Here is a 19,720-nt window from a genome sequence, read left to right as displayed (position 1 = left end):
GTAAGCGATATGATTAAAGCTTAAATAAGTTTTTAAGAAGAGATTGTTTATAACTTTAAATAGTTGTATTTATTTAAATCTTTAAGCGTGCCGAAGCTACAATATCTTGTTCAGCAAAATCACCTTCTAAATATTTTAAATACCCAACAATGGCAATCATAGCAGCATTATCTGTTGTGAATTCAAATTTTGGTATGTAGGTTTTCCATCCAAATTTTTGCTCACCATCCTTTAAAGCTTTTCTTATACCAGAATTTGCCGAAACACCACCGCCAATAGCAATGTGGTTTATACCAGTTTCTTTAGTTGCTAATTTTAATTTATCTATTAAAATACCAATAATAGTGTATTGTATAGATGCACAAATATCATTAAGGTTTTCACTAATAAAATTGGGGTTGGCTTTTACTTCGCGTTGTATAAAATAAAGAACCGCTGTTTTAAAACCAGAAAAACTAAATTTTAAACCATCAACTTTCGGTTTTGTAAATTTAAAAGCTTTAGGGTTTCCTAATGCTGCTCTTCGATCAATCTCTGGTCCTGCAGGATATCCTAAACCTAGTATTTTTCCACTTTTATCAAAAGCTTCACCAACAGCATCATCAATAGTTTCGCCAATAACGGTCATATCAAAATAATTGTCGACTTTAACAATTTGTGTATGTCCTCCAGAAATAGTCATAGCTAAAAAAGGAAATGGTGGTTTTTCAAAACCATCTTCCTCAATAAAATGCGCTAGAATATGTCCTTGCATATGGTTTACATCAATTAATGGAATGTTTAAGCCATAAGCCAAAGATTTTGCAAACGATGTTCCTACCAATAAGCTTCCCATTAAACCTGGGCCTCTGGTAAACGCAATGGCATGTAATTGATTTTTTGTAATACCAGCTTTTTCTATGGCTTGATGTACCACAGGAACGATGTTTTGCTGATGGGCTCTAGAGGCTAATTCTGGAACCACACCACCATATTCTTCATGTATTTTTTGACTCGCAACTACATTGCTTAAAATGCGTCCGTTATGAATTACTGAAGCGGCAGTATCATCGCATGATGATTCAATTCCAAGAATGTAAATATTTTGTGAAGACATTAATATATATTAGGCACAATAATTGTTAATTTTGAAAACGAATAAACATCGCAATCATTACTTTTATTCGTAATTACAAAACTACTCATTTATTTTTCAATTGAGAAGTAAATAGAGTTAGTGAAGTTTAGTAGATATTGATAATTAATTATCTATTCTCTAAGATAAAGTAGTTTATTTTTAATAAAGTTATAACTTTAAGGACATTAAAAAATTTTTAAAAATATCATTAAAAGTAGCAGGAATTATTCTGCTTTGTTTCATCATAACGGTGCTGGTTTTCTCTATTCCTGCAGTACAAACAGTATTGGGTAAATATGCTACTAAACGATTAAATGATGATTTTAAAACCAACATTAATATAGATAAAGTTAGTTTGCAATTTAATGGCGATGTTGAAATTAAAAAAATCTACATTGAAGATTATAAAAAAGATACGCTAATAAGTATAGAAGAATTAAACACATCTATATTAAGTTTTAGAAATTTATATAATGGCAATTTGGTTTTTGGAGATATTGATATTGAAAATCTTTTATTCCATATAAAAACCTATAAAGGCGAAACTCAAACAAATCTTGATGTATTTGTAGATAGATTTGAAGATGATAACCCAAGAACCGGTAAGAGTCATTTTTTATTATCATCAAGCGATGTTTCTATTTATAATAGTGTTTTTATGCTTTCTGATGAAAACAAAGAAACAGCCAAAGTCCTCCATTTTGAAAATTTAAATATTAATGCTACCAATTTTTTAATAAATGGAAGCGATGTAAGCACACGTATAAATACATTATCATTTAAAGACAGTAGAGGCGTTGAAGTAAAAAACTTAATGACAAATTTCGCTTATACTTTAACCGATATGACATTTGCTAATTTGCAAATAAAAACACCTAATTCGGTACTAAAAGGCGATTTAAAGTTCTCTTATATTCGTGAAGACTTGCAGTATTTTGTAGATAAGGTTAATGTAAATGCAAGCTTTAACGATTCTAATGTGCAATTAGATGAGTTAAATACATTTTATAATGAATTTGGCCGAAATCAATCTGCCAAGTTTAGTGTAGATGTATCTGGGACATTAAACAATTTAAAAACGAGTAATTTAAAGTTAAATTCAAATTACAATACTAGAGTTTATGGCGATATAAATTTTAAAAACTTATTTAGTAAAGAGGAAGATGATTTTTATATGAATGGTAATTTTACCAATTTATCATCTACTTATAATGATTTAAAAGGGCTATTACCAAATGTTTTAGGCGAAGCAATTCCTTCGTCTTTTGAGCGCTTAGGCTATTTTACAATTACAGGTAACTCTCAAGTTACTTCTAAAAAAGTATTGGCAGATATAGAAATTAAAACCGAGCTAGGATTTGTTGATTCTAATTTAGAAATCACTAAAATTAATGATATTGATAATGCCGATTATAAAGGACAAATAATATTTGAAGAATTCGATTTTGGTACTTTTTTAAATGACCCAAAAGTGGGCAATGCTTCATTGGATGTAAATGTAAATGGTAAAGGATTTACAACCGAGACTGTAGACACTAAAGTAAAAGGAGAAATTTTCGAATTAATTTATAATGATTATAACTACAATAAAATAAAAGTTGCTGGTAATATTCAGAATAAAATATTTGACGGTAATTTAAATGTTAATGATAAAAATCTACAATTAAATTTCGCTGGTTTAATAGATTTTTCTGAAACAGTAAGAAAGTATGATTTTGAGGCTATTGTAGACTATGCAGATTTAAACAAACTAAACTTTATTAAAAAAGATAGTATTTCTATTTTTAAAAGTAAGGTTAACATGAATATGAATAGTAGTAGTTTTGATGATGCTTTTGGGAAAATTTCTTTTAGCAAAACCATGTATAAAAATGAAAACGACACATATTATTTCGATAAGTTTGATGTGTCTTCAAGGTTTGAAGAAGATATTCGTTTTGTGGAGTTTAATTCGCCAGATATTATTGAGGGCGAATTAAAAGGGCGTTTCTTTCTAAAGGATTTAAAAAAACTATTTGAAAACTCAGTAGGACATATTTATACAAATTATATACCTCATGAAGTAATTGCTAATCAAAGCATCGATTTTAATTTCAAAATATATAATAAAATTGTAGAAGTAATTTACCCAGAGCTAGAACTGGCTAAAAACACATTTATAAGAGGCCGTGTAGAAAGTAAAGAAGAAAAATTTAAACTTACTTTTAAATCGCCCAAAATTAAGTTTTTAGAAAACTTTGCAAATAATATTGAATTGCAGGTTGATAATAGCAACCCGTTATTTAATACCTATGTAGAAATAGACAGTTTAAATACCAAATACTATAACGTATCTAAATTTAATTTAATAAACGTAACGGTTAATGATACGCTATTTATGAGGTCTGAATTCTCTGGTGGTAAGCGAAATAAAGACATCTTTAATTTAAGTTTCTTTCATACCATAAATGCAGAAAATGAATCTGTTGTAGGTTTTAAACAGTCAGATGTAACAATAAAAGACAACAAATGGTTGATTAACGAAAATCAAGATAAATTTCATAAAATATCTTTTGATAAAAAACTTACTAAGTTTGATATCGATAAGTTTAAAATTAACCACAATAACGAAGAAATAAGACTCTCTGGCTTTATTAGAGATTCCACACAAAAAGATATAAAACTTAATTTTACAAACGTAGATTTAGCCAAAATAACACCAGATATAGATAGTTTGTCTTTAGCAGGTAATGTTAATGGTAAATTAGATATTTTACAGAAAAACGGCAGTTATTTACCAAATTCAACAATTGTTATTGACGATTTAAAAGTCAATAATTTCATGTTAGGCTCTTTTAACGCAACCGTAATTGGTAACGAATCTTTAACCAATTACAAAGTAGATGCCACAATTAAAGATGATATAACAAGATCTTTTGGAGCCAAAGGCGATATTTTTGTTTCTGGCGGAAAATCTACTATTGATGTGACCTTAGATTTCAATGCGTTTAATTTATTTCCATTAAACCCTTTACTAGATGGAGTATTATCAAATATTAGGGGCGAGGCAAATGGTGATGTTAAAGTAGTTGGAGACCTAAAAAAACCAGATATAAACGGAGATTTAATAGTAAAAAATGGTGGTCTTGGCATTCCGTATCTTAATGTAGATTACGATTTTAATAGCAATGCGTCTGTGACTTTACAAAACCAAAGTTTTATTTTTAATAGAATTAAATTAATAGATTCAAAATATAAATCTGTTGGGTTTTTAAATGGCACTTTAAGTCATATAAATTTTTCTAACTGGAGCTTAGGTTTAAATATTACAACCCCAAGTTTATTGGTTTTAGATACAGAAGAAACTGAAGAATCTCTGTATTATGGTACAGGATTTATAGGCGGTAGAGCAAGTATTTCTGGTCCTACCGAAGAGCTTGTTATTAGTGTAGTTGGTGAAACTAAACCCGGTACTGTTTTTAAAATTCCGTTAAGCGATTCAGAATCTTTTGGAGATAACTCATACATTCATTTTATAACAAAAGAAGAAAAAGAAGCACGTAAAAAGGGCGAAGAAGTGGCCGTTCAAGAAATAAAAGGATTAGAGCTTGATTTTGAATTAGATGTTACCGAAGATGCAGAGGTAGAGTTAATAATCGATAAAGATACTGGCCATGCATTAAAAGGCCGTGGTGTTGGTGGTTTGCTAGTAGAAATAAATACCAATGGTAAATTTGATATGTGGGGCGATTTCTCGGTTTTCGAAGGGGTTTATAATTTTGCCTACGGTGGGATAATTCAAAAAGAATTTACAGTAAAACCAGGGGGCACCATTGCATGGGAAGGTGAGCCAGCAGCACCAAAAATTGATATGCTTGCCACTTATAAAACGCAAACCAATCCGTCTCCTTTATTAGATAATCCTATAAATAGAAGTATTCCTGTTGAAGTTAATATTAGTTTAAATGGCGATTTAGAGCAACTAGACCCGAGTTTTAGTTTTGAATTTCCTAATGTAAGCTCCATTATTAAGTCAGAGCTTAATTATCGATTAGAGTCTAAAGACGAAAGAGACAGGCAAGCCTTGTTTTTAATAACAACAGGGTCGTTTTCTAGTGGTATAGATGATATTAATGCCTCTGGAACCATCGCTGAACGTCTTAATGGTATTTTAAACAGTATTTTTACTTCTGGTGATAGTAAAGTTAATGTTGGCTTAAATTATGAAGCTGGACAAAACAGAGCCGATTACCAAACCGATGATCGTTTTGGTGTGACACTACAAACACAAATTAGCGACCGTGTGTTAATTAATGGTAAAGTTGGGGTGCCCGTTGGTGGGGCTACCGAAACGGTTGTTGCTGGTAATGTAGAAATAGATTTTTTATTAAATGAAGAGGGCACACTTACAGCTCAAGTTTTTAATAGAGAGAATAGCATACAAAACTTTGGTGAAGATATTGGGTATACCCAAGGCGTTGGTCTTTCTTATAATGTAGATTTTGATACCTTTAAGGAATTGCTTCAAAGACTTTTCAAAAAAGCAAAAGAAAATAATAAAGCAGAAACCGAAGAAATTAAAAAAGAAGAAGAAAGTGCTTTACCAGAATACATTTCAATTAAGCCATCATCCAAAAAATAAAAGCTTTTTACTCTGTTCTTCATTGTATTAGCTATTTTTTTATTAACTAAAACGTTTTAGTTTTATGTACTAAAACGTTATAGTTTTAAATTGACATTAATTAAAAAAAATACTATCGATATGTGCGTTTTGTTTATTAATTTTACCATATTAAATAATAGAAATTAATGTCGAAATCGATAAAAAAAATAGCTGTTTTAACTTCAGGTGGAGATTCTCCAGGAATGAATGCAGCAATACGTGCCGTTGTTAGAACTGCTGCTTATCATGGAGTAGAGTGTGTTGGAGTTTACAGAGGTTACGAAGGTTTAATTGAAGGAGACTTCAAAGAAATGAACGCTAGAAGCGTAAGAGGTATCATTAATAAAGGTGGTACAATACTTAAATCTGCAAGATCAAAAGAGTTTAGAACAGAAGAAGGTAGAAAAAAAGCACACAAACAATTACTTGATAATAATATTGATGGATTAGTTGTTGTAGGTGGAGATGGATCTTTTACAGGAGCTCTTATTTTTAATCAAGAATTTGGTTTCCCAGTAATGGGTATTCCTGGTACTATTGATAATGATATTGTAGGTACATCACACACATTAGGTTTTGATACGGCTTTAAATACCGTTGTAGAAGCTATTGATAAAATTAGAGATACAGCCAGTTCACATAACAGATTATTCTTTATTGAGGTTATGGGGCGCGATGTTGGCCATATAGCTTTAAATGCTGGTATTGCTGGTGGTGCTGAAGAAATTTTAATACCTGAAGAAGATTTAGGATTAGATAGATTAGTTGAATCTCTTAATAAAAGTAGAAAAACAGGAAAATCATCAAGTATCGTTATTGTTGCTGAAGGCGATAAAATTGGAAAAAACATTTTCCAATTAAAAGACTATGTTGATGAAAATATGGAAGGTTATGATGTGCGTGTATCCGTTCTTGGGCACATGCAACGTGGTGGAGCGCCTTCTTGTTTTGATAGAGTTTTAGCAAGTAGAATGGGTGTAAAGGCTGTTGAATCTATGTTAAACGGACAAACCAATTATATGGTAGGTCTGTTAGATGGTAAAATGGAACTTACTCCTTTAGATAATGCCATTAAAGGAAAAACAAAAATAAACTTAGAATTATTGCGTGTCTCAGATATCATGAGCACATAAACATTTATAAACACGATTATGTCAAAATTAAAAATTGGAATTAACGGATTTGGTAGAATAGGTAGAATTGCTTTTAGAGTAGCAGCATCTAGATCAAATGATATTGAAGTAGTAGGGATTAATGATTTATTAGATGTAGATCATTTAGCTTACTTATTAAAGTACGATTCTGTTCACGGACAGTTTGATGGTACTATTTCTACAAAAGATGGAAATCTTGTAGTAAACGGTAACACCATTAGAGTAACTGCAGAACGTAACCCAGAAGATTTAAAATGGGATGCTATTGGAGCAGACGTTGTTTTAGATTGTACTGGTATCTTCACAAACTTAGAAGGTGCAGGTAAACATATTAAAGCTGGAGCTAAAAAGGTTGCTATTTCTGCACCATCTGCTGATGCACCAATGTTTGTTATGGGTGTAAACCACAAGCAAATTACTGCTGCTGATACTATCGTATCTAACGCTTCTTGTACTACTAACTGTTTAGCGCCATTAGCTAAAGTAATTAACGATAAATTCGGAATTGCTGAAGGTTTAATGACTACAGTTCACGCTGCAACTGCAACTCAATCAACTGTTGATGGTGTTTCTAAAAAAGATTACCGTTTAGGTCGTGCTTCTTTAAACAACATTGTACCTGCTTCAACTGGAGCGGCTAAAGCTGTTGGAAAAGTAATTCCTGAATTAAACGGAAAATTAACTGGTATGGCTTTTAGAATCCCTACTGTTGATGTATCTGTTGTAGATTTAACTTGTCGTTTAGAAAAACCAGCTCCATGGGCTGAAATTAAAGCTGCTTTAAAAGAAGCTTCTGAAGGTGAATTAAACGGTGTTTTAGGTTATACTGAAGAAGGTGTTGTGTCTCAAGATTTCGTATCTGAGCCTAAAACAAGTACTTTTGATGCTAACGCAAGTATGGCTTTAAATGATGGTTTTGTAAAATTAGTATCTTGGTATGATAATGAGTTTGGTTACTCAACTAAATTAGTTGATTTAGCTCAACATATCGGTTCTCTATAATACATAATTTATATATGCCACAGCATTATTCCAACGAATAATGCTGTGGCTTTTTTAGTTTAAATCTATTTTTGTTTTCTTTAAATAAACACAAATAGTTACTTAAACACCTCTCGATACATATCGGGATATTATTTTTTAACGTGTCATGGGCAAAATAAAGGCCATGTAACGAAAACAACCTTTTAATTCTAAAACGCATGATTTTAATTGTTGATAGCGGTTCTACAAAATCAGATTGGTTAGCTGTAGATACTAACGGAAATAAATTAATGGACAAAATCCGTACTAAAGGATTAAATCCAGCAATTTTAAGCGAAAAAAAGCTTTATAAAATCATAAAGAAGAGTAAAGAATTAAAAGAAAATGCAGATGCCGTAACGCATGTATTTTTCTATGGTGCTGGTTGTGGTACCGATAATGCAAGAGAATTATTAACATCGGTATTAAAAGATATTTTTTCTAAAGCACATGTTGAAGTTAACGAAGATACTTTAGCTGCTGTTTATGCCACTATTAACCACCCTAAAGAAGCTGCCGTAGTATGTATTATGGGTACAGGTTCTAACTGTAGTTATTACGATGGCGAAAAGTTACACCAACGTGTTATTTCATTGGGTTACACACTCATGGACGATGCTTCTGGTAATTATTACGGCAAACAATTAATTAAAGATTATTATTTTAATCACATGCCAGAAAATGTGAGGATAGCCTTTGGTGCTAAGTATAACATGGATGCCGATTATATTAAATACAACCTATACAAGCAACCAAGTCCTAATGCTTATTTAGCAAACTTTGCAGAGTTTATGTTTTTGCATAAAGATTCAGAATACACTATTAATTTAATTAAAAAGGGTATCAGAGAATTTGCAACAAACATGATTATGCAATATAAAGAAGAGCTTAAAACCGTTCCGGTACATTTTGCAGGCTCTATTGCCTTTTTTGCTCAAAAAGAAATTAAAGAAGTGGCAGCAGAAATGGGCTTTACCGTTGGTAATTTCGAGCGCAGACCTATAGATGGTTTAGTGCCATTCCACACTAAAGATTTATAAAATATGCTTATGCCTAAGCATAAAGCATTTTACATTTCTAATACAGAGAATAAAAAACAACTTCTCAAAAATATTACTTCAGGCAAGTGGTTTCAAGATTTAAACACACGTAAAGGTGCTGTTTTTTCAGATTTCACAGTCAATGCTTTTATAGAAGAAGAAACACGTCATGGGCATTTTGATGTGCAAACAGCCACAAAAAACAGTCTTAAAAACTCCTCTGAAGGCGAACGCAAACGCGCGCTTCTCAATCATATTTTAAAATCTTCACCCGAATATATTGTTTTAGATAATGTTTTTGATTGTTTAGATATCCAAGCTCAAACTAAAATAGAAAACACACTTACTCAATTAAGCCAAAACACTCAAATTATACAAATAGCGACCAGAAAACGCGATATTTTACAGTTTATTAAAACTATTTATGTGTTAAAAGATGGCGAACCTAAATTGTATGAAGCACCACAAGAAACAAAGCCCATACATTTTACACAAGATTTGCCACAACCTTATAAAACAGATAGAGAAATCTTTAACCCCTTAATACAACTCAATAAGGTTTCTGTAAGTTATGGCGAACGCCCTATAATTAATAACATAACTTGGCAAATTAAACCTGGTGAGTTCTGGCAACTTATAGGCCCAAATGGCTCAGGAAAAAGCACCATACTCTCGTTAATTTCTGGCGATAACCCAAAAGGCTATATGGCAGATATGACTTTGTTTGGTATAAAAAAGGGGAGTGGCGAAACCGTTTGGGATATTAAAAAAAACATAGGTTTTTATACCTCCGAGATGCTACGTGGTTTTAAACGCAGAGATACTATAGAAAGTATGATTATTTCTGGCTTTGTAGATTCTGTAGGACTTTATAATTACCCAACCGATAGGCAACTAAGTATTGCCAACCAATGGTTAGCACTTTTAAACATGACGGCTATTAAAGATAAAAGCTTCCAGTTTTTATCTAACGGGCACAAACGCTTGGTACTTATTGCCAGAGCCATGGTAAAACACCCGCCTTTACTTATTTTAGACGAACCTACCAACGGACTAGACGATACCGATGCCCAATTATTCTCAGAATTGGTAAACAAAATAGCCAAAGAAAGCGAAACGGCTATTATTTATGTATCGCACAGAAAAGAAGACTTTATTACCCCCGATTTTATTTTTGAACTCACCCCAAACCCAACCGGCTCTGTAGGTAAAAAAGTAATTTAGCAGTTGTATTTGTATTTAGTCGAATAAGATTTTGATTACAAGTTTGTAATATTTATATTTATTGTACATAACAGTATTTTGTTGCTTAATCCTGAGTTTATTAAGGGGTAATAGTAGTTAAAGTTGTTATATAACTAGTTAGGGTACATTATAAAATATGCTTAGAAAACTAAAAATTGAAAATTATAGATGCTTTGAATCCACAATTGTTGAATTTGGAAATATTTCAATATTAGTTGGCAAAAACAATGCTGGAAAATCAACATTAATAGAAGTGTTAAGAATTGTAGGAATTGTAGCCTCAAGATGTATAAATATTTATTATAAAACTTCACCCATTTGGTTAGATTTAAACCCTAAATTCTTGGGAATTTCTCCTTCTCTATCTCAACTAAATATTTCTACTAAAAATTTGTTTCACATGTATGGTGAATCACCTGCAAAAATTACCGCAAATTTTAGCAACAAAACAAAATTTGAAATTTATATAGGAGAAGAAGCAGATGTATTTGCAATTATTTACGATCAAAAAGGGAATATAATAAGCTCTAAATCCCAGGCAAGAAAAATAAATATACGATCAGTTAATATACTACCTCAAATTTCTCCATTACAAGAATCTGAAACAGTATTAAAATATAAAACTGTACAATCAGGATTAGATTCATACTTAAGTTCAAGACATTTTAGAAATCAAATCAAATATAACTATGAATGCTTCCCGAAGTTTAAAGATTTATCTGAAAAAACATGGAGAGGATTAGGGATTCGAGAGCTTAATGGCAGATCTGCTTTTGAAGGTCGACCATTAGGACTCATAGTTAGTGATAACAATTTCTCTGCCGAGATTGGTTGGATGGGTCATGGTCTCCAAATGTGGTTGCAAACAATGTGGTTTCTTAGTAAAAGTGATGACGACTCAACGGTTATCTTAGATGAGCCTGATGTTTATATGCATGCAGATTTACAAAGAAAACTCATTCGGCTTCTAAAAGGACGTTATAAACAAATTATCATAGCTACTCATTCAGTAGAAATAATGTCGGAAGTTGAACCTGATAATATATTGCCTGTAGATTCTTCAATAAGAAGATTGAATTACGCTAGTAATTCTCCAGTTGTTCAGCAAATAATTGAAAATATTGGTAGCGTCCATAATTTGGAAATTGCTAGAATGTTTTCGCATAAAAAATTCTTAATCGTTGAAGGAAATCATGATGACACAAAAATATTAGGAATATTAAGAGATACTTTATTTGATAATGCTAATGATCCTATAGATACAATTCCAAAAACCTTCGTTGAAGGATGGGGAGGATGGCAACGTGTAATTGGCTCAAATAAAGTTTTTAAAGACAGTAAAATTAGTATTAACACTTACTGTATTTTAGATTCTGATTATCACATTGATGAGGACAAATTAATTAGATATAAAGAAGCTCAAAAGCACTCAATTAATTTGCATATTTGGAAAAAAAAGGAAATTGAAAATTACCTTCTTTTACCATCTGCAATTTTACGAACTATTAAAAACGAAAATAAAGAGGAGTCAATTACTTTGAAGAAAATTGATACTAAATTAAAACGAATTGCAAAAAGCTTTAAAGAAGAAGTCACAGATAATTATGCAACTGAGATTTCTCAAAGAGACAAAAGTCTTTCAGTTAAGTCAGCTAATTCAATTGCCAGAAATATCGTTGACCAAAATTGGGAATCAAACAAACTATCCTTAATACCTGGTAAGAAAGCAATAAAAAAACTAAGCAAATGGTCACAAGAGAGATATGGAGTCTCACTAAATTCATTTAAAATAGCGCGAAATATTGAAAAATCTGAAATAGATAGTGAAGTTATTGAAGTCTTGAATAAAATTGAATTAAATGAAAAGTTTAACGTACCCTAACAACGCGTATAATTCATTGCTAGTACAGGCTTACTTACGAAAATCCTCACGGATTTTCTATTCGGTTTGTATTTGCTAAATTAGTTGCTGAAACGCGCAACGAAATCATACACAAACACGTTGTGCATAATTTGAACGAAACCTTATGAATGGAAAAGAACTACACGTAAACTTACATACATTTTTAAGACATATTGATTCAATAAAAGATACTTTACCAATGACAATGCTTCTGATTGGTCCACATCAAAAAAAAGCCAGTCAAAAGTTCGAGAAATTTATAGAGGAGAATGTTGAAGAAATTGAAGTGGAAAATGGTGAAAAAGCGATAGCTGTAAAATATGAAGAATCAAAGATTTTTGAAACGTTATCAAAAAATTCAGAAATTTCAATTTTAGCATCTAAAATTATCCCCGAAAGTTTATTCGTTTCATTGATATCCCAATTTGATGCTTTTCTCAATAGACTATTTAGAGCATTATTTGACATTCGACCAGAATATCTTAATAATTCAGAAAGAAATTTGAGTTTCTCTCAATTAGTAGAATTCAGTTCAATCGAGAAAGCTCGTGAGTATATAATAGAAAAAGAAATTGAGACAATTCTAAGAAAAAGTCATACAGAACATTTTGAATACTTAGAAAATAAGCTTTCAATGCCTTTGAGGAAAGACCTTCCTATATGGAAAATCTTTATTGAAATAACTGAGAGGCGTAACCTATTTGTTCATTGTGATGGTAAGGTTTCAAGTCAATATATCAAGGTATGTAAAGAAAATCATTGTAAAATTGGAGATACTAAAGTTAACGACAGATTGACTGTTGAACTCGAATATTTCATAGAAACTTATGAATGCTTATATGAGATTGCAACAAAGCTTACTCATACATTATGGAGGAAATTATTAAAGGATGATATTGAAGAAGCTGATAGAAAATTAAATGACACTTGTTTTGATCTTATGAGTTCAAAACAATACAAAATAGCTGACATATTATTAGACTTTGCTTGCTTACAAAAAAAACATCATAATGATGCTTTTAAGAATGTATTTGTTGTTAATAAAGCATTATCACAATATTTGCAAAGCAAAAAGAAAGAAGCTAAAACCATTATAAACTCAAAAGATTGGAGTGCAAGTAGCGATGATTTTAAATTAGCACATTTAGTGCTAAATGAAAAATATGATGAATGCTACGAACTAATGAAGAAAATCGGAAATGATGGAGAAGTTGATAAAGAAAATTATATGACTTGGCCTTTATTCTATTCTCTAAGAAAAAAGGACAAATTCAAAGAAACATATAAAGAAATATTTGATGAAGAATATCATATTTTGGAAATACCCAAAAGACCTTTACAGGAAATAATAGATGAGCAAATCAAAAATAATCCTGATGTAAAAGAAAAAACTGTTAAAAAGGAATTATCCGAAAAACAGAAAAAAGCAAAAAAAGAATAAAAACTATGCACAACAATGGCTATAAGTAATTGCTTGTTCTCGCCTACTTTGAGAATTCCTGCGGAATTTCCAACTTGGTTTGTACTTGCAAAGTTAATCGCTAAACCACGCAACTACTCATAGCCTAGACCGTCGCTGGCATAATTTAGAACTTGGTTATTTAACAAGGAATATTAATTTAAATCAAAAATACAATGGAAGATTTTCAATCTGAATTAAATGAATTTCAATTAAGAAAATGTAGTTTTTTAGCAGTTAAAGGAGGAAAAACTTATCTAATAAGAGGAAGATATTCTTTTGGAAATGGAATTAGCGTTGAAGAAGAAATCCCTGTAGCTCAGGCAAGTAATTGGAGAGGTTGGTGTTGGGACGGAAAAGTTTCAAGTTATTGTGCTATAGAATCTGGGACTACAACTACTTTATTCATTCGAAATTTTGATGGAATTAACTTTAGTGCCTTGACAAGTAGACAGGATGTTGCCAAAGAAAACGACAACTGGAGAGGATGGAATTGGGATGGAAAAAAGGCAAGTTATATTGCTGAAATGAATGGCCCAATTAATCTTTACATAAGAAGTTTTAACGGTTCTACTTTTGGCAACCATAAAACAATTCAATTATCCGATTCTGACAATATTAATGGATGGAGTTGGAATGGAAAAGAAGCATCATATATTAAAAGAACTGGTTCTAAACGTCAGTTATATATCAGGGGATTTGATGGAATTAAGCTTGGTAAAATAAAAGAGATTAAAACACTTAATTATGTAATTACAGGTTGGAATTGGGATTAATCGTTATTAAAATTAAACTATGCCAAACAAATTATAAATATAATTGCGGTTTATTGATAAAACATTGGTAGTTACATATTTGCAACATTAGATTTTCTTCGAAAAATCCTCGCAAATAAACACACAAATTTCGTAGACATTAACATTTTATGTAATGAGAAAATTACTAACGATTAAAATTTAGACAACATAAAACTAAACAAATTTAAATTTGTTTAAGTTTAATTTAAAATTATAAAAAATGGGAAAATCAAGCGGATTAAAAAATGCACCAAGTACAACTGGAAAACCTTCAGGACTAAACAGAGGAAATGCACCAACAAGGCTAGGAAAGACTGTACCTCCAGCCCCTAGAACTAAAAATAACTAAATTAGTAAATGCGCTACTTGAAAAAAGTAGCGCATATTTTTTATGGATGATTTTGATTTTAAAAGAAAAAGATATGTAAATGAAACTCCGGTACTATTTATAATTGTATGCCTATGTAATTATAATTTTAATTCATTTAGAAATTTTTTAATATATATATTCTATTTTTTAGGTTTCCTTGATTTAAGAATTAAAGATTCCAGCCAATATTCTGATGAACAACTTGTTAAATATTTAGAATTAATTTATAAGAAAAAAATCAATAAGAAAGATCTTTATGAATTAACAAAATGTAATAAAAACACATTCAACAAAAGATTCAAAAAATACTTTGAATTAAAAGGATACGTTGGAAAAAGAAAATTTACACTTTTTGAAACATATGGAATTTTAAATGAATGGCAGGGTGATGGAAATTGGGGAATGATGCAAGCGATATCAAAAGAAAGATTAGCTAAAACAATAAATTCTGGGAACTATAAGAATTTAGCAAATGAATTTAGCATGTTAATTGGTGAGGAAAACTATAAAAGTAAAGATAAATTTTCCCCAAAAGAAGTGAAAAAACTTTTAGACCACATTGATTTATCAGAATCTAGAGAGGCACAAAAATTATTGCGTTATGATGAGTTTCAATCAATCTCTTTGTGGGTTTTTGGATTATTCATAGTACAAAATGCTTTGAACAATATGCACAGCATACAACAATGAACAAAATTAAATGCTATATAAAAACCTATTAACAAAATCCTCACGGATTTTCTGTTCAGTTTGTATTTGCTAAATTAGGTGCTTAAAACACGCAACGAAATCATACACAAACACGTTGTTCAGAATTTTGACACGTCCTGAAATAAGTAAAATTGCGAATATTGAATTGACTTGGTCAACATAAATATAGATTTAAAACTCAAGATAATATGCTAACGGACATTAATCCGAAATTACCGATGCGTGACAAAAAAGTGACTCGGGAATTTTACACAAACCAATTAGGTTTTAAGGAATTTGGAAGTACCGATTTTGACGGTTATTTGATAATGGAAAAAGACCAAATCCAAATCCATTTCTTCGAATTTAAAGAAATAGACCCGAAAGAAAATTATGGACAAGTCTATATTCGGACTAACAATATTGAGGAATTTTATAAATTATTATTAAAAAAACAGACTAAAATTCACCCAAATGGAAAATTGGAAATTAAACCTTGGGGACAAAAAGAATTTTCAATTCTTGACCCAGACAGTAATTTATTGACATTTGGACAAAATATTTGAAGTAAAAAATAAAAACGAACCGTCATAAAAGTGTCTTTTTTATTTAAAGAAAACAACAAAGTAGCATTAAAAATGAGATACATATGAAACGAATATCGATTGTTTTTATTTTAATAATTGTAACTGTTTGGTCTTGTAATGATAATAAAAACAAACAGGCAGTTATAGAACCTGGAAATAGTATTGTTGGTAAATGGGTAAGAATTGGGCAAACTGGACCCATTGGCTTTAATTTTAAAGAAAACGGATTGATAGAGGCAGATTTTGGTAACGACCAAATAATAGACGTAGTTACAAAATATGAAGTATCTGGTGATACTATTAAATTTATTGATAAAGATGGAAAAATGTGTCCGAGTAGTGGTCAATATAAAATGTATCAAACGAAATATTATTTGGCATTTGACCTTATTGACGACGATTGTGGCGGACGAATAAAGACAACAATGGGTTTTTGGACCAAACCCAACTTTAAAGATTTAATAAAACAACTTGATGAAGAAATAGTTAAATCTACTAATCCAGAATTGCAACTTAATAGAGCTAGAATGTATATGGCTACTGGTATGATTGATAAAGCCAGAGAAGATTTTAATAGCTATTTAGTATCAGATACATTAAATGCTAGAGTGTATATAAATAGAGCAGGGACCAGGTTTCCAAATGATTTAGTTGGAGTTGTATCTGACTGTAATAAGTCAATATCTATAGACCCAAATAATAAAAACGCCTATTTTCTTCGAGGATTAGCGCGATATGAATTGGGAGACAAAGAAGAAGGTTGTGAAGACTTTAGTAAAGCAATTGCATTAGGTTTTTCTGTTTTGAGAATTGCAGAACAAGAAAAATGTGTTGATTATTGGAATTAAAAAACACCAGACCTTACTCAAACGTATAAAAATAATCGGATTTTAGGAAGTATTCTTCATTCTGTGACTCAAATAAATAACTACCTATTATTTCATGATTTACTAGAAATAATGTCGTTATTCTTTATCCAAAAATTAGTGTTTGTCCTTATAAATTGGTTACAAAAAATAATAAATGATACAAAATCTAACTTTTTTGTTATGAAATGTATTTTCTCAAATCCTTGCATTAAATTTAAATAGTAACTTTGAAAAAATTTTTAATACTCACGAAGTATTAGAATTATAATGCAGTAAAAAAACCAAATCGTTTTAGTTTTATTATCACTAAAAAAGCGATAGTTAACTATTATTTATAAATAAGCCACCTTGAGAGTTGTTTTTTTAATCCTATCATTACTTAATTCTATATACTGCTTTAGCCAATCTAGTAATTATGATGTGTTTTATGATAGAATAGAAAACCTCATTTTTTATCATGAACATGCTAAGGTTCTAGACGAAATAAATTTTGTACTTGCTAACAAACCTAAAAATTATAGTGCAGAACAAATAGATAATTTAAAAGTTTTAAAGGTTCAGGTACTTGTTGATGCCAATTTAATAGATGAGGGACTAGCACTATCCAACGAAATATTATCACTTCACCATTTAACAGACTACCACCTCACCAAATTATTAATAGAACGAGCGCTCATTTTTGAAATTTTGGAAGACTTTCCAAGTTCTTTTCAAAGCCTAACATTGGCAAAAAACAATATTGATAAAAGTGAGAGTATTAAAAAAAAATATTATGCAACATGGCTTATAAGAGTTTCTTCTTGGTATCGTATTCAAAAACAAAGAAATAAATCTTTTCAATTTGCCTTAAAAGCCAAATAATATGCCGAAGAGCAAAACGATACAAGTAAAAGTTCTGAAGCTGGTATACTACTGTCTTTCTATTATGCCTATAAGAAAAACTACAAAAAATCTATACAATTAAATAATAAAGCAATTGCTATTGGTAAAGCACTTAACAACAAAATAAGCGTTGCTTATTTATACTTAAACCTTAGTGAAATTTATGAAGAGCTAGACAATGAAGCACTTGCATATAAATATATTGATTCTGCTTTTTACCATATTAAAAACACCAATTATCTTGAAATTAAATCTGCGAGCTATTTAAAAAAAAGTGAAGCTTTTGAAGCGCAAAATGCATTAGACTCGGCTATATTTTTTTATAAGAGAGCTGTAGAATTTGAAAAAGCGCATAATTTTAATCTGAAAACAATAAAAATAAACGAGCAAAATTTAGATTTTGAACTTAAAAAGGAAAAAATACATAAAGAAGAAATTATTACTGAAAATAAGACTTTACAAAATAACCTTTTATTAATATTTATTATAGCCATTGTACTATTGGCATTTTTAATTCAAGAAAACAGAAGAAAAAAACAAATAGACAAACAAAAATTAATTATTGAAAAAGATGCATTAAAACTTGAAAAAATAGTAAAAGACAAAACATTTTTAATTCATGAAATTAATCATCGCGTAAAAAATAATTTGGCTGTTATTTTAAGTTTAATTGAAATTCAAGGACAAGAAAACAACAAGACCACCGAAGAACTTATTAAGCAACTACATAATCGAGTAAATACAATAGCTATTGGACATCATCTATTTTCTTATGACATGGAAACTACTAAAAAATCTTTTGTCAACGTAGAAGAATACGCCAAAAATATTTTTGAAACGAAGCGTTCTATTACTACTAAAAAATATAATTATAAAATTGAAGCTTCAAACATTGAACTAATAGTAGATATTGCGTTGCCTTTTGGTTTGGTGTTAAACGAGCTTATTACAAATTCTATAAAACACGCTAAGCCCAGTAAAAATAAAGATCTTGAACTCCAATTAAATTTAGTTGCAAAAGACAAGACAATAGAAGTTATTTATAAAGATAACGGTAATTTTTTTCCAGAAAATGACAAACCAGAAGCCATGGGTATTTACATAATAAAAGGCATGCTCAACCAAATTTCAGGAACCTATAACAGAAAACAAAGTACTTTTTTTATTACGATACCTTATGCAAAAACAAGCTAATATCCTTATTGTAGAAGACGAAATGCTTATTGCATATTCCATTCAAAAAATGGTTCAAAAGCATTTTAATGTTTCACAGGTTGTTAAAAATTACGATCAGGCTATACAAGTATTAGAAAATCATGTTATAGACCTAGCTCTTATAGACATTACATTAAACAACAGTAAAAGTGGAATAGACATTGCCCAACAAATCAATAAAAAATATAATATCCCGTTTATTTACTTAACAGCGTCTACAGACGAGGCTACCTTAACAAAGGTTATACAAACTTCACCAACTGCATATATTTCTAAACCAGTACAAGAAACTAATGTTATTACTGCTATAAAATTAGCATTAGTTAATACCACAGTAAATAACATCGTGCTAACTATTGGTAAAAAGGAATATCATATTAATATGGATCAATTTTTATTTGCCGAATCAGAAGGGGTATATATTACAATGCATTTTACCAAATTAAACTCTTTATTATTGAGAACAACTTTTGCAAAATTACAAACACAAGTACCAGAAAGTAATTTTAAGCGCATCAATAAAAGCGAAGCCATTAACCCTAAATATATTACCAAAAGCGATTCAAAAATGGTGTTTTTAGATAAAAAAGGGTTTAAAATTTCTAAAAAGTACTGGTAATTATAAGCCCAGAACGTGTTTCACAACAAAAAAATCCGTTTCCTAACATTTTTTTTTATTACAAAATTTAAGCATCTATTATTGTTTAAAATTAGTAACCCCAAAATT

General features: G+C 30.3%; 16 protein-coding genes. 15 read left to right on the top strand and 1 reads right to left on the bottom strand.

Annotated features, from left to right (window positions below; translation table 11 throughout):
* Positions 1-73: 73 nt before the first annotated feature.
* Positions 74-1,096 (bottom strand): tRNA (adenosine(37)-N6)-threonylcarbamoyltransferase complex transferase subunit TsaD, encoded by a 1,023-nt coding sequence (tsaD, locus tag Q0842_RS07320; RefSeq protein ID WP_298496180.1) that lies wholly within the window; start codon positions 1,094-1,096, stop codon positions 74-76.
* Positions 1,097-1,367: 271 nt separating this feature from the next.
* Here tsaD and Q0842_RS07315 point away from each other — a divergent pair, with 271 nt between their 5' ends.
* The 15 genes from Q0842_RS07315 to Q0842_RS07245 all read left to right on the top strand — a co-directional run bounded on the left by Q0842_RS07315 (position 1,368) and on the right by Q0842_RS07245 (position 19,612).
* Entirely contained in the window at positions 1,368-5,738 is a 4,371-nt protein-coding gene (locus Q0842_RS07315) for a translocation/assembly module TamB domain-containing protein (protein ID WP_298496177.1), read from the top strand.
* Positions 5,739-5,905: 167 nt separating this feature from the next.
* A complete protein-coding gene (gene pfkA / locus Q0842_RS07310; protein ID WP_298496175.1) occupies positions 5,906-6,892 on the top strand; it encodes a 6-phosphofructokinase in 987 nt (328 codons plus the stop codon).
* An 18-nt stretch (positions 6,893-6,910) separates the two neighbouring features.
* Positions 6,911-7,915, top strand: a complete 1,005-nt coding sequence (gene gap / locus Q0842_RS07305; RefSeq protein ID WP_298496173.1) for a type I glyceraldehyde-3-phosphate dehydrogenase — start codon at positions 6,911-6,913, stop codon at positions 7,913-7,915.
* A gap of 200 nt (positions 7,916-8,115) precedes the next feature.
* Positions 8,116-8,976, top strand: coding sequence for an N-acetylglucosamine kinase (locus tag Q0842_RS07300; protein ID WP_298496170.1), 861 nt, complete (start codon positions 8,116-8,118; stop codon positions 8,974-8,976).
* A 9-nt stretch (positions 8,977-8,985) separates the two neighbouring features.
* On the top strand, positions 8,986-10,200 hold the full coding sequence (locus Q0842_RS07295) for an ATP-binding cassette domain-containing protein (RefSeq protein WP_298496167.1): 1,215 nt from the start codon (positions 8,986-8,988) through the stop codon (positions 10,198-10,200).
* A gap of 157 nt (positions 10,201-10,357) precedes the next feature.
* On the top strand, positions 10,358-12,103 hold the full coding sequence (locus Q0842_RS07290) for an AAA family ATPase (protein WP_298496163.1): 1,746 nt from the start codon (positions 10,358-10,360) through the stop codon (positions 12,101-12,103).
* 145 nt (positions 12,104-12,248) lie between these two features.
* Complete coding sequence (locus Q0842_RS07285; protein WP_298496161.1) at positions 12,249-13,565, top strand: hypothetical protein; 1,317 nt, start codon at positions 12,249-12,251, stop codon at positions 13,563-13,565.
* A gap of 194 nt (positions 13,566-13,759) precedes the next feature.
* Positions 13,760-14,359 (top strand): hypothetical protein, encoded by a 600-nt coding sequence (locus tag Q0842_RS07280; protein WP_298496158.1) that lies wholly within the window; start codon positions 13,760-13,762, stop codon positions 14,357-14,359.
* A 241-nt stretch (positions 14,360-14,600) separates the two neighbouring features.
* Entirely contained in the window at positions 14,601-14,729 is a 129-nt protein-coding gene (locus Q0842_RS07275) for a hypothetical protein (protein ID WP_298496155.1), read from the top strand.
* A gap of 42 nt (positions 14,730-14,771) precedes the next feature.
* Positions 14,772-15,440: a hypothetical protein gene (locus Q0842_RS07270; RefSeq protein ID WP_298496153.1), complete on the top strand. Its 669-nt coding sequence runs from the start codon at positions 14,772-14,774 to the stop codon at positions 15,438-15,440.
* Between the two features lie 209 nt (positions 15,441-15,649).
* Entirely contained in the window at positions 15,650-16,006 is a 357-nt protein-coding gene (locus Q0842_RS07265) for a VOC family protein (RefSeq protein ID WP_298496150.1), read from the top strand.
* An 83-nt stretch (positions 16,007-16,089) separates the two neighbouring features.
* The gene (locus Q0842_RS07260) at positions 16,090-16,875 is read left to right on the top strand and encodes a hypothetical protein (protein WP_298496148.1); all 786 of its coding nucleotides are present in this window, start codon (positions 16,090-16,092) and stop codon (positions 16,873-16,875) included.
* 369 nt (positions 16,876-17,244) lie between these two features.
* Entirely contained in the window at positions 17,245-17,757 is a 513-nt protein-coding gene (locus tag Q0842_RS07255) for a hypothetical protein (RefSeq protein ID WP_298496146.1), read from the top strand.
* A 522-nt stretch (positions 17,758-18,279) separates the two neighbouring features.
* Positions 18,280-18,972, top strand: a complete 693-nt coding sequence (locus tag Q0842_RS07250; protein WP_298496144.1) for a sensor histidine kinase — start codon at positions 18,280-18,282, stop codon at positions 18,970-18,972.
* Positions 18,956-19,612, top strand: a complete 657-nt coding sequence (locus Q0842_RS07245) for a response regulator (protein WP_298496141.1) — start codon at positions 18,956-18,958, stop codon at positions 19,610-19,612. Before Q0842_RS07250 ends, Q0842_RS07245 begins: the two co-directional genes overlap by 17 nt.
* Positions 19,613-19,720 lie beyond the last annotated feature (108 nt).

The sequence above is a fragment of the uncultured Algibacter sp. genome, from assembly GCF_947495675.1.
Taxonomy (GTDB): Bacteria; Bacteroidota; Bacteroidia; order Flavobacteriales; family Flavobacteriaceae; genus Algibacter_B.
The sequence above is the reverse complement of the archived record's forward strand: the minus strand, read 5'-3'. Positions and strand labels throughout refer to the sequence as shown.

Coding starts and splice junctions, on each gene's coding strand:
- tsaD (WP_298496180.1), bottom strand. CDS start 1,096: ATGTCTTCACAAAATATTTACATTCTTGGAATTGAATCATCATGCGAT.
- pfkA (WP_298496175.1), top strand. CDS start 5,906: ATGTCGAAATCGATAAAAAAAATAGCTGTTTTAACTTCAGGTGGAGAT.
- gap (WP_298496173.1), top strand. CDS start 6,911: ATGTCAAAATTAAAAATTGGAATTAACGGATTTGGTAGAATAGGTAGA.
- Q0842_RS07300 (WP_298496170.1), top strand. CDS start 8,116: ATGATTTTAATTGTTGATAGCGGTTCTACAAAATCAGATTGGTTAGCT.
- Q0842_RS07295 (WP_298496167.1), top strand. CDS start 8,986: ATGCCTAAGCATAAAGCATTTTACATTTCTAATACAGAGAATAAAAAA.
- Q0842_RS07290 (WP_298496163.1), top strand. CDS start 10,358: ATGCTTAGAAAACTAAAAATTGAAAATTATAGATGCTTTGAATCCACA.
- Q0842_RS07285 (WP_298496161.1), top strand. CDS start 12,249: ATGAATGGAAAAGAACTACACGTAAACTTACATACATTTTTAAGACAT.
- Q0842_RS07280 (WP_298496158.1), top strand. CDS start 13,760: ATGGAAGATTTTCAATCTGAATTAAATGAATTTCAATTAAGAAAATGT.
- Q0842_RS07275 (WP_298496155.1), top strand. CDS start 14,601: ATGGGAAAATCAAGCGGATTAAAAAATGCACCAAGTACAACTGGAAAA.
- Q0842_RS07270 (WP_298496153.1), top strand. CDS start 14,772: ATGGATGATTTTGATTTTAAAAGAAAAAGATATGTAAATGAAACTCCG.
- Q0842_RS07265 (WP_298496150.1), top strand. CDS start 15,650: ATGCTAACGGACATTAATCCGAAATTACCGATGCGTGACAAAAAAGTG.
- Q0842_RS07260 (WP_298496148.1), top strand. CDS start 16,090: ATGAAACGAATATCGATTGTTTTTATTTTAATAATTGTAACTGTTTGG.
- Q0842_RS07245 (WP_298496141.1), top strand. CDS start 18,956: ATGCAAAAACAAGCTAATATCCTTATTGTAGAAGACGAAATGCTTATT.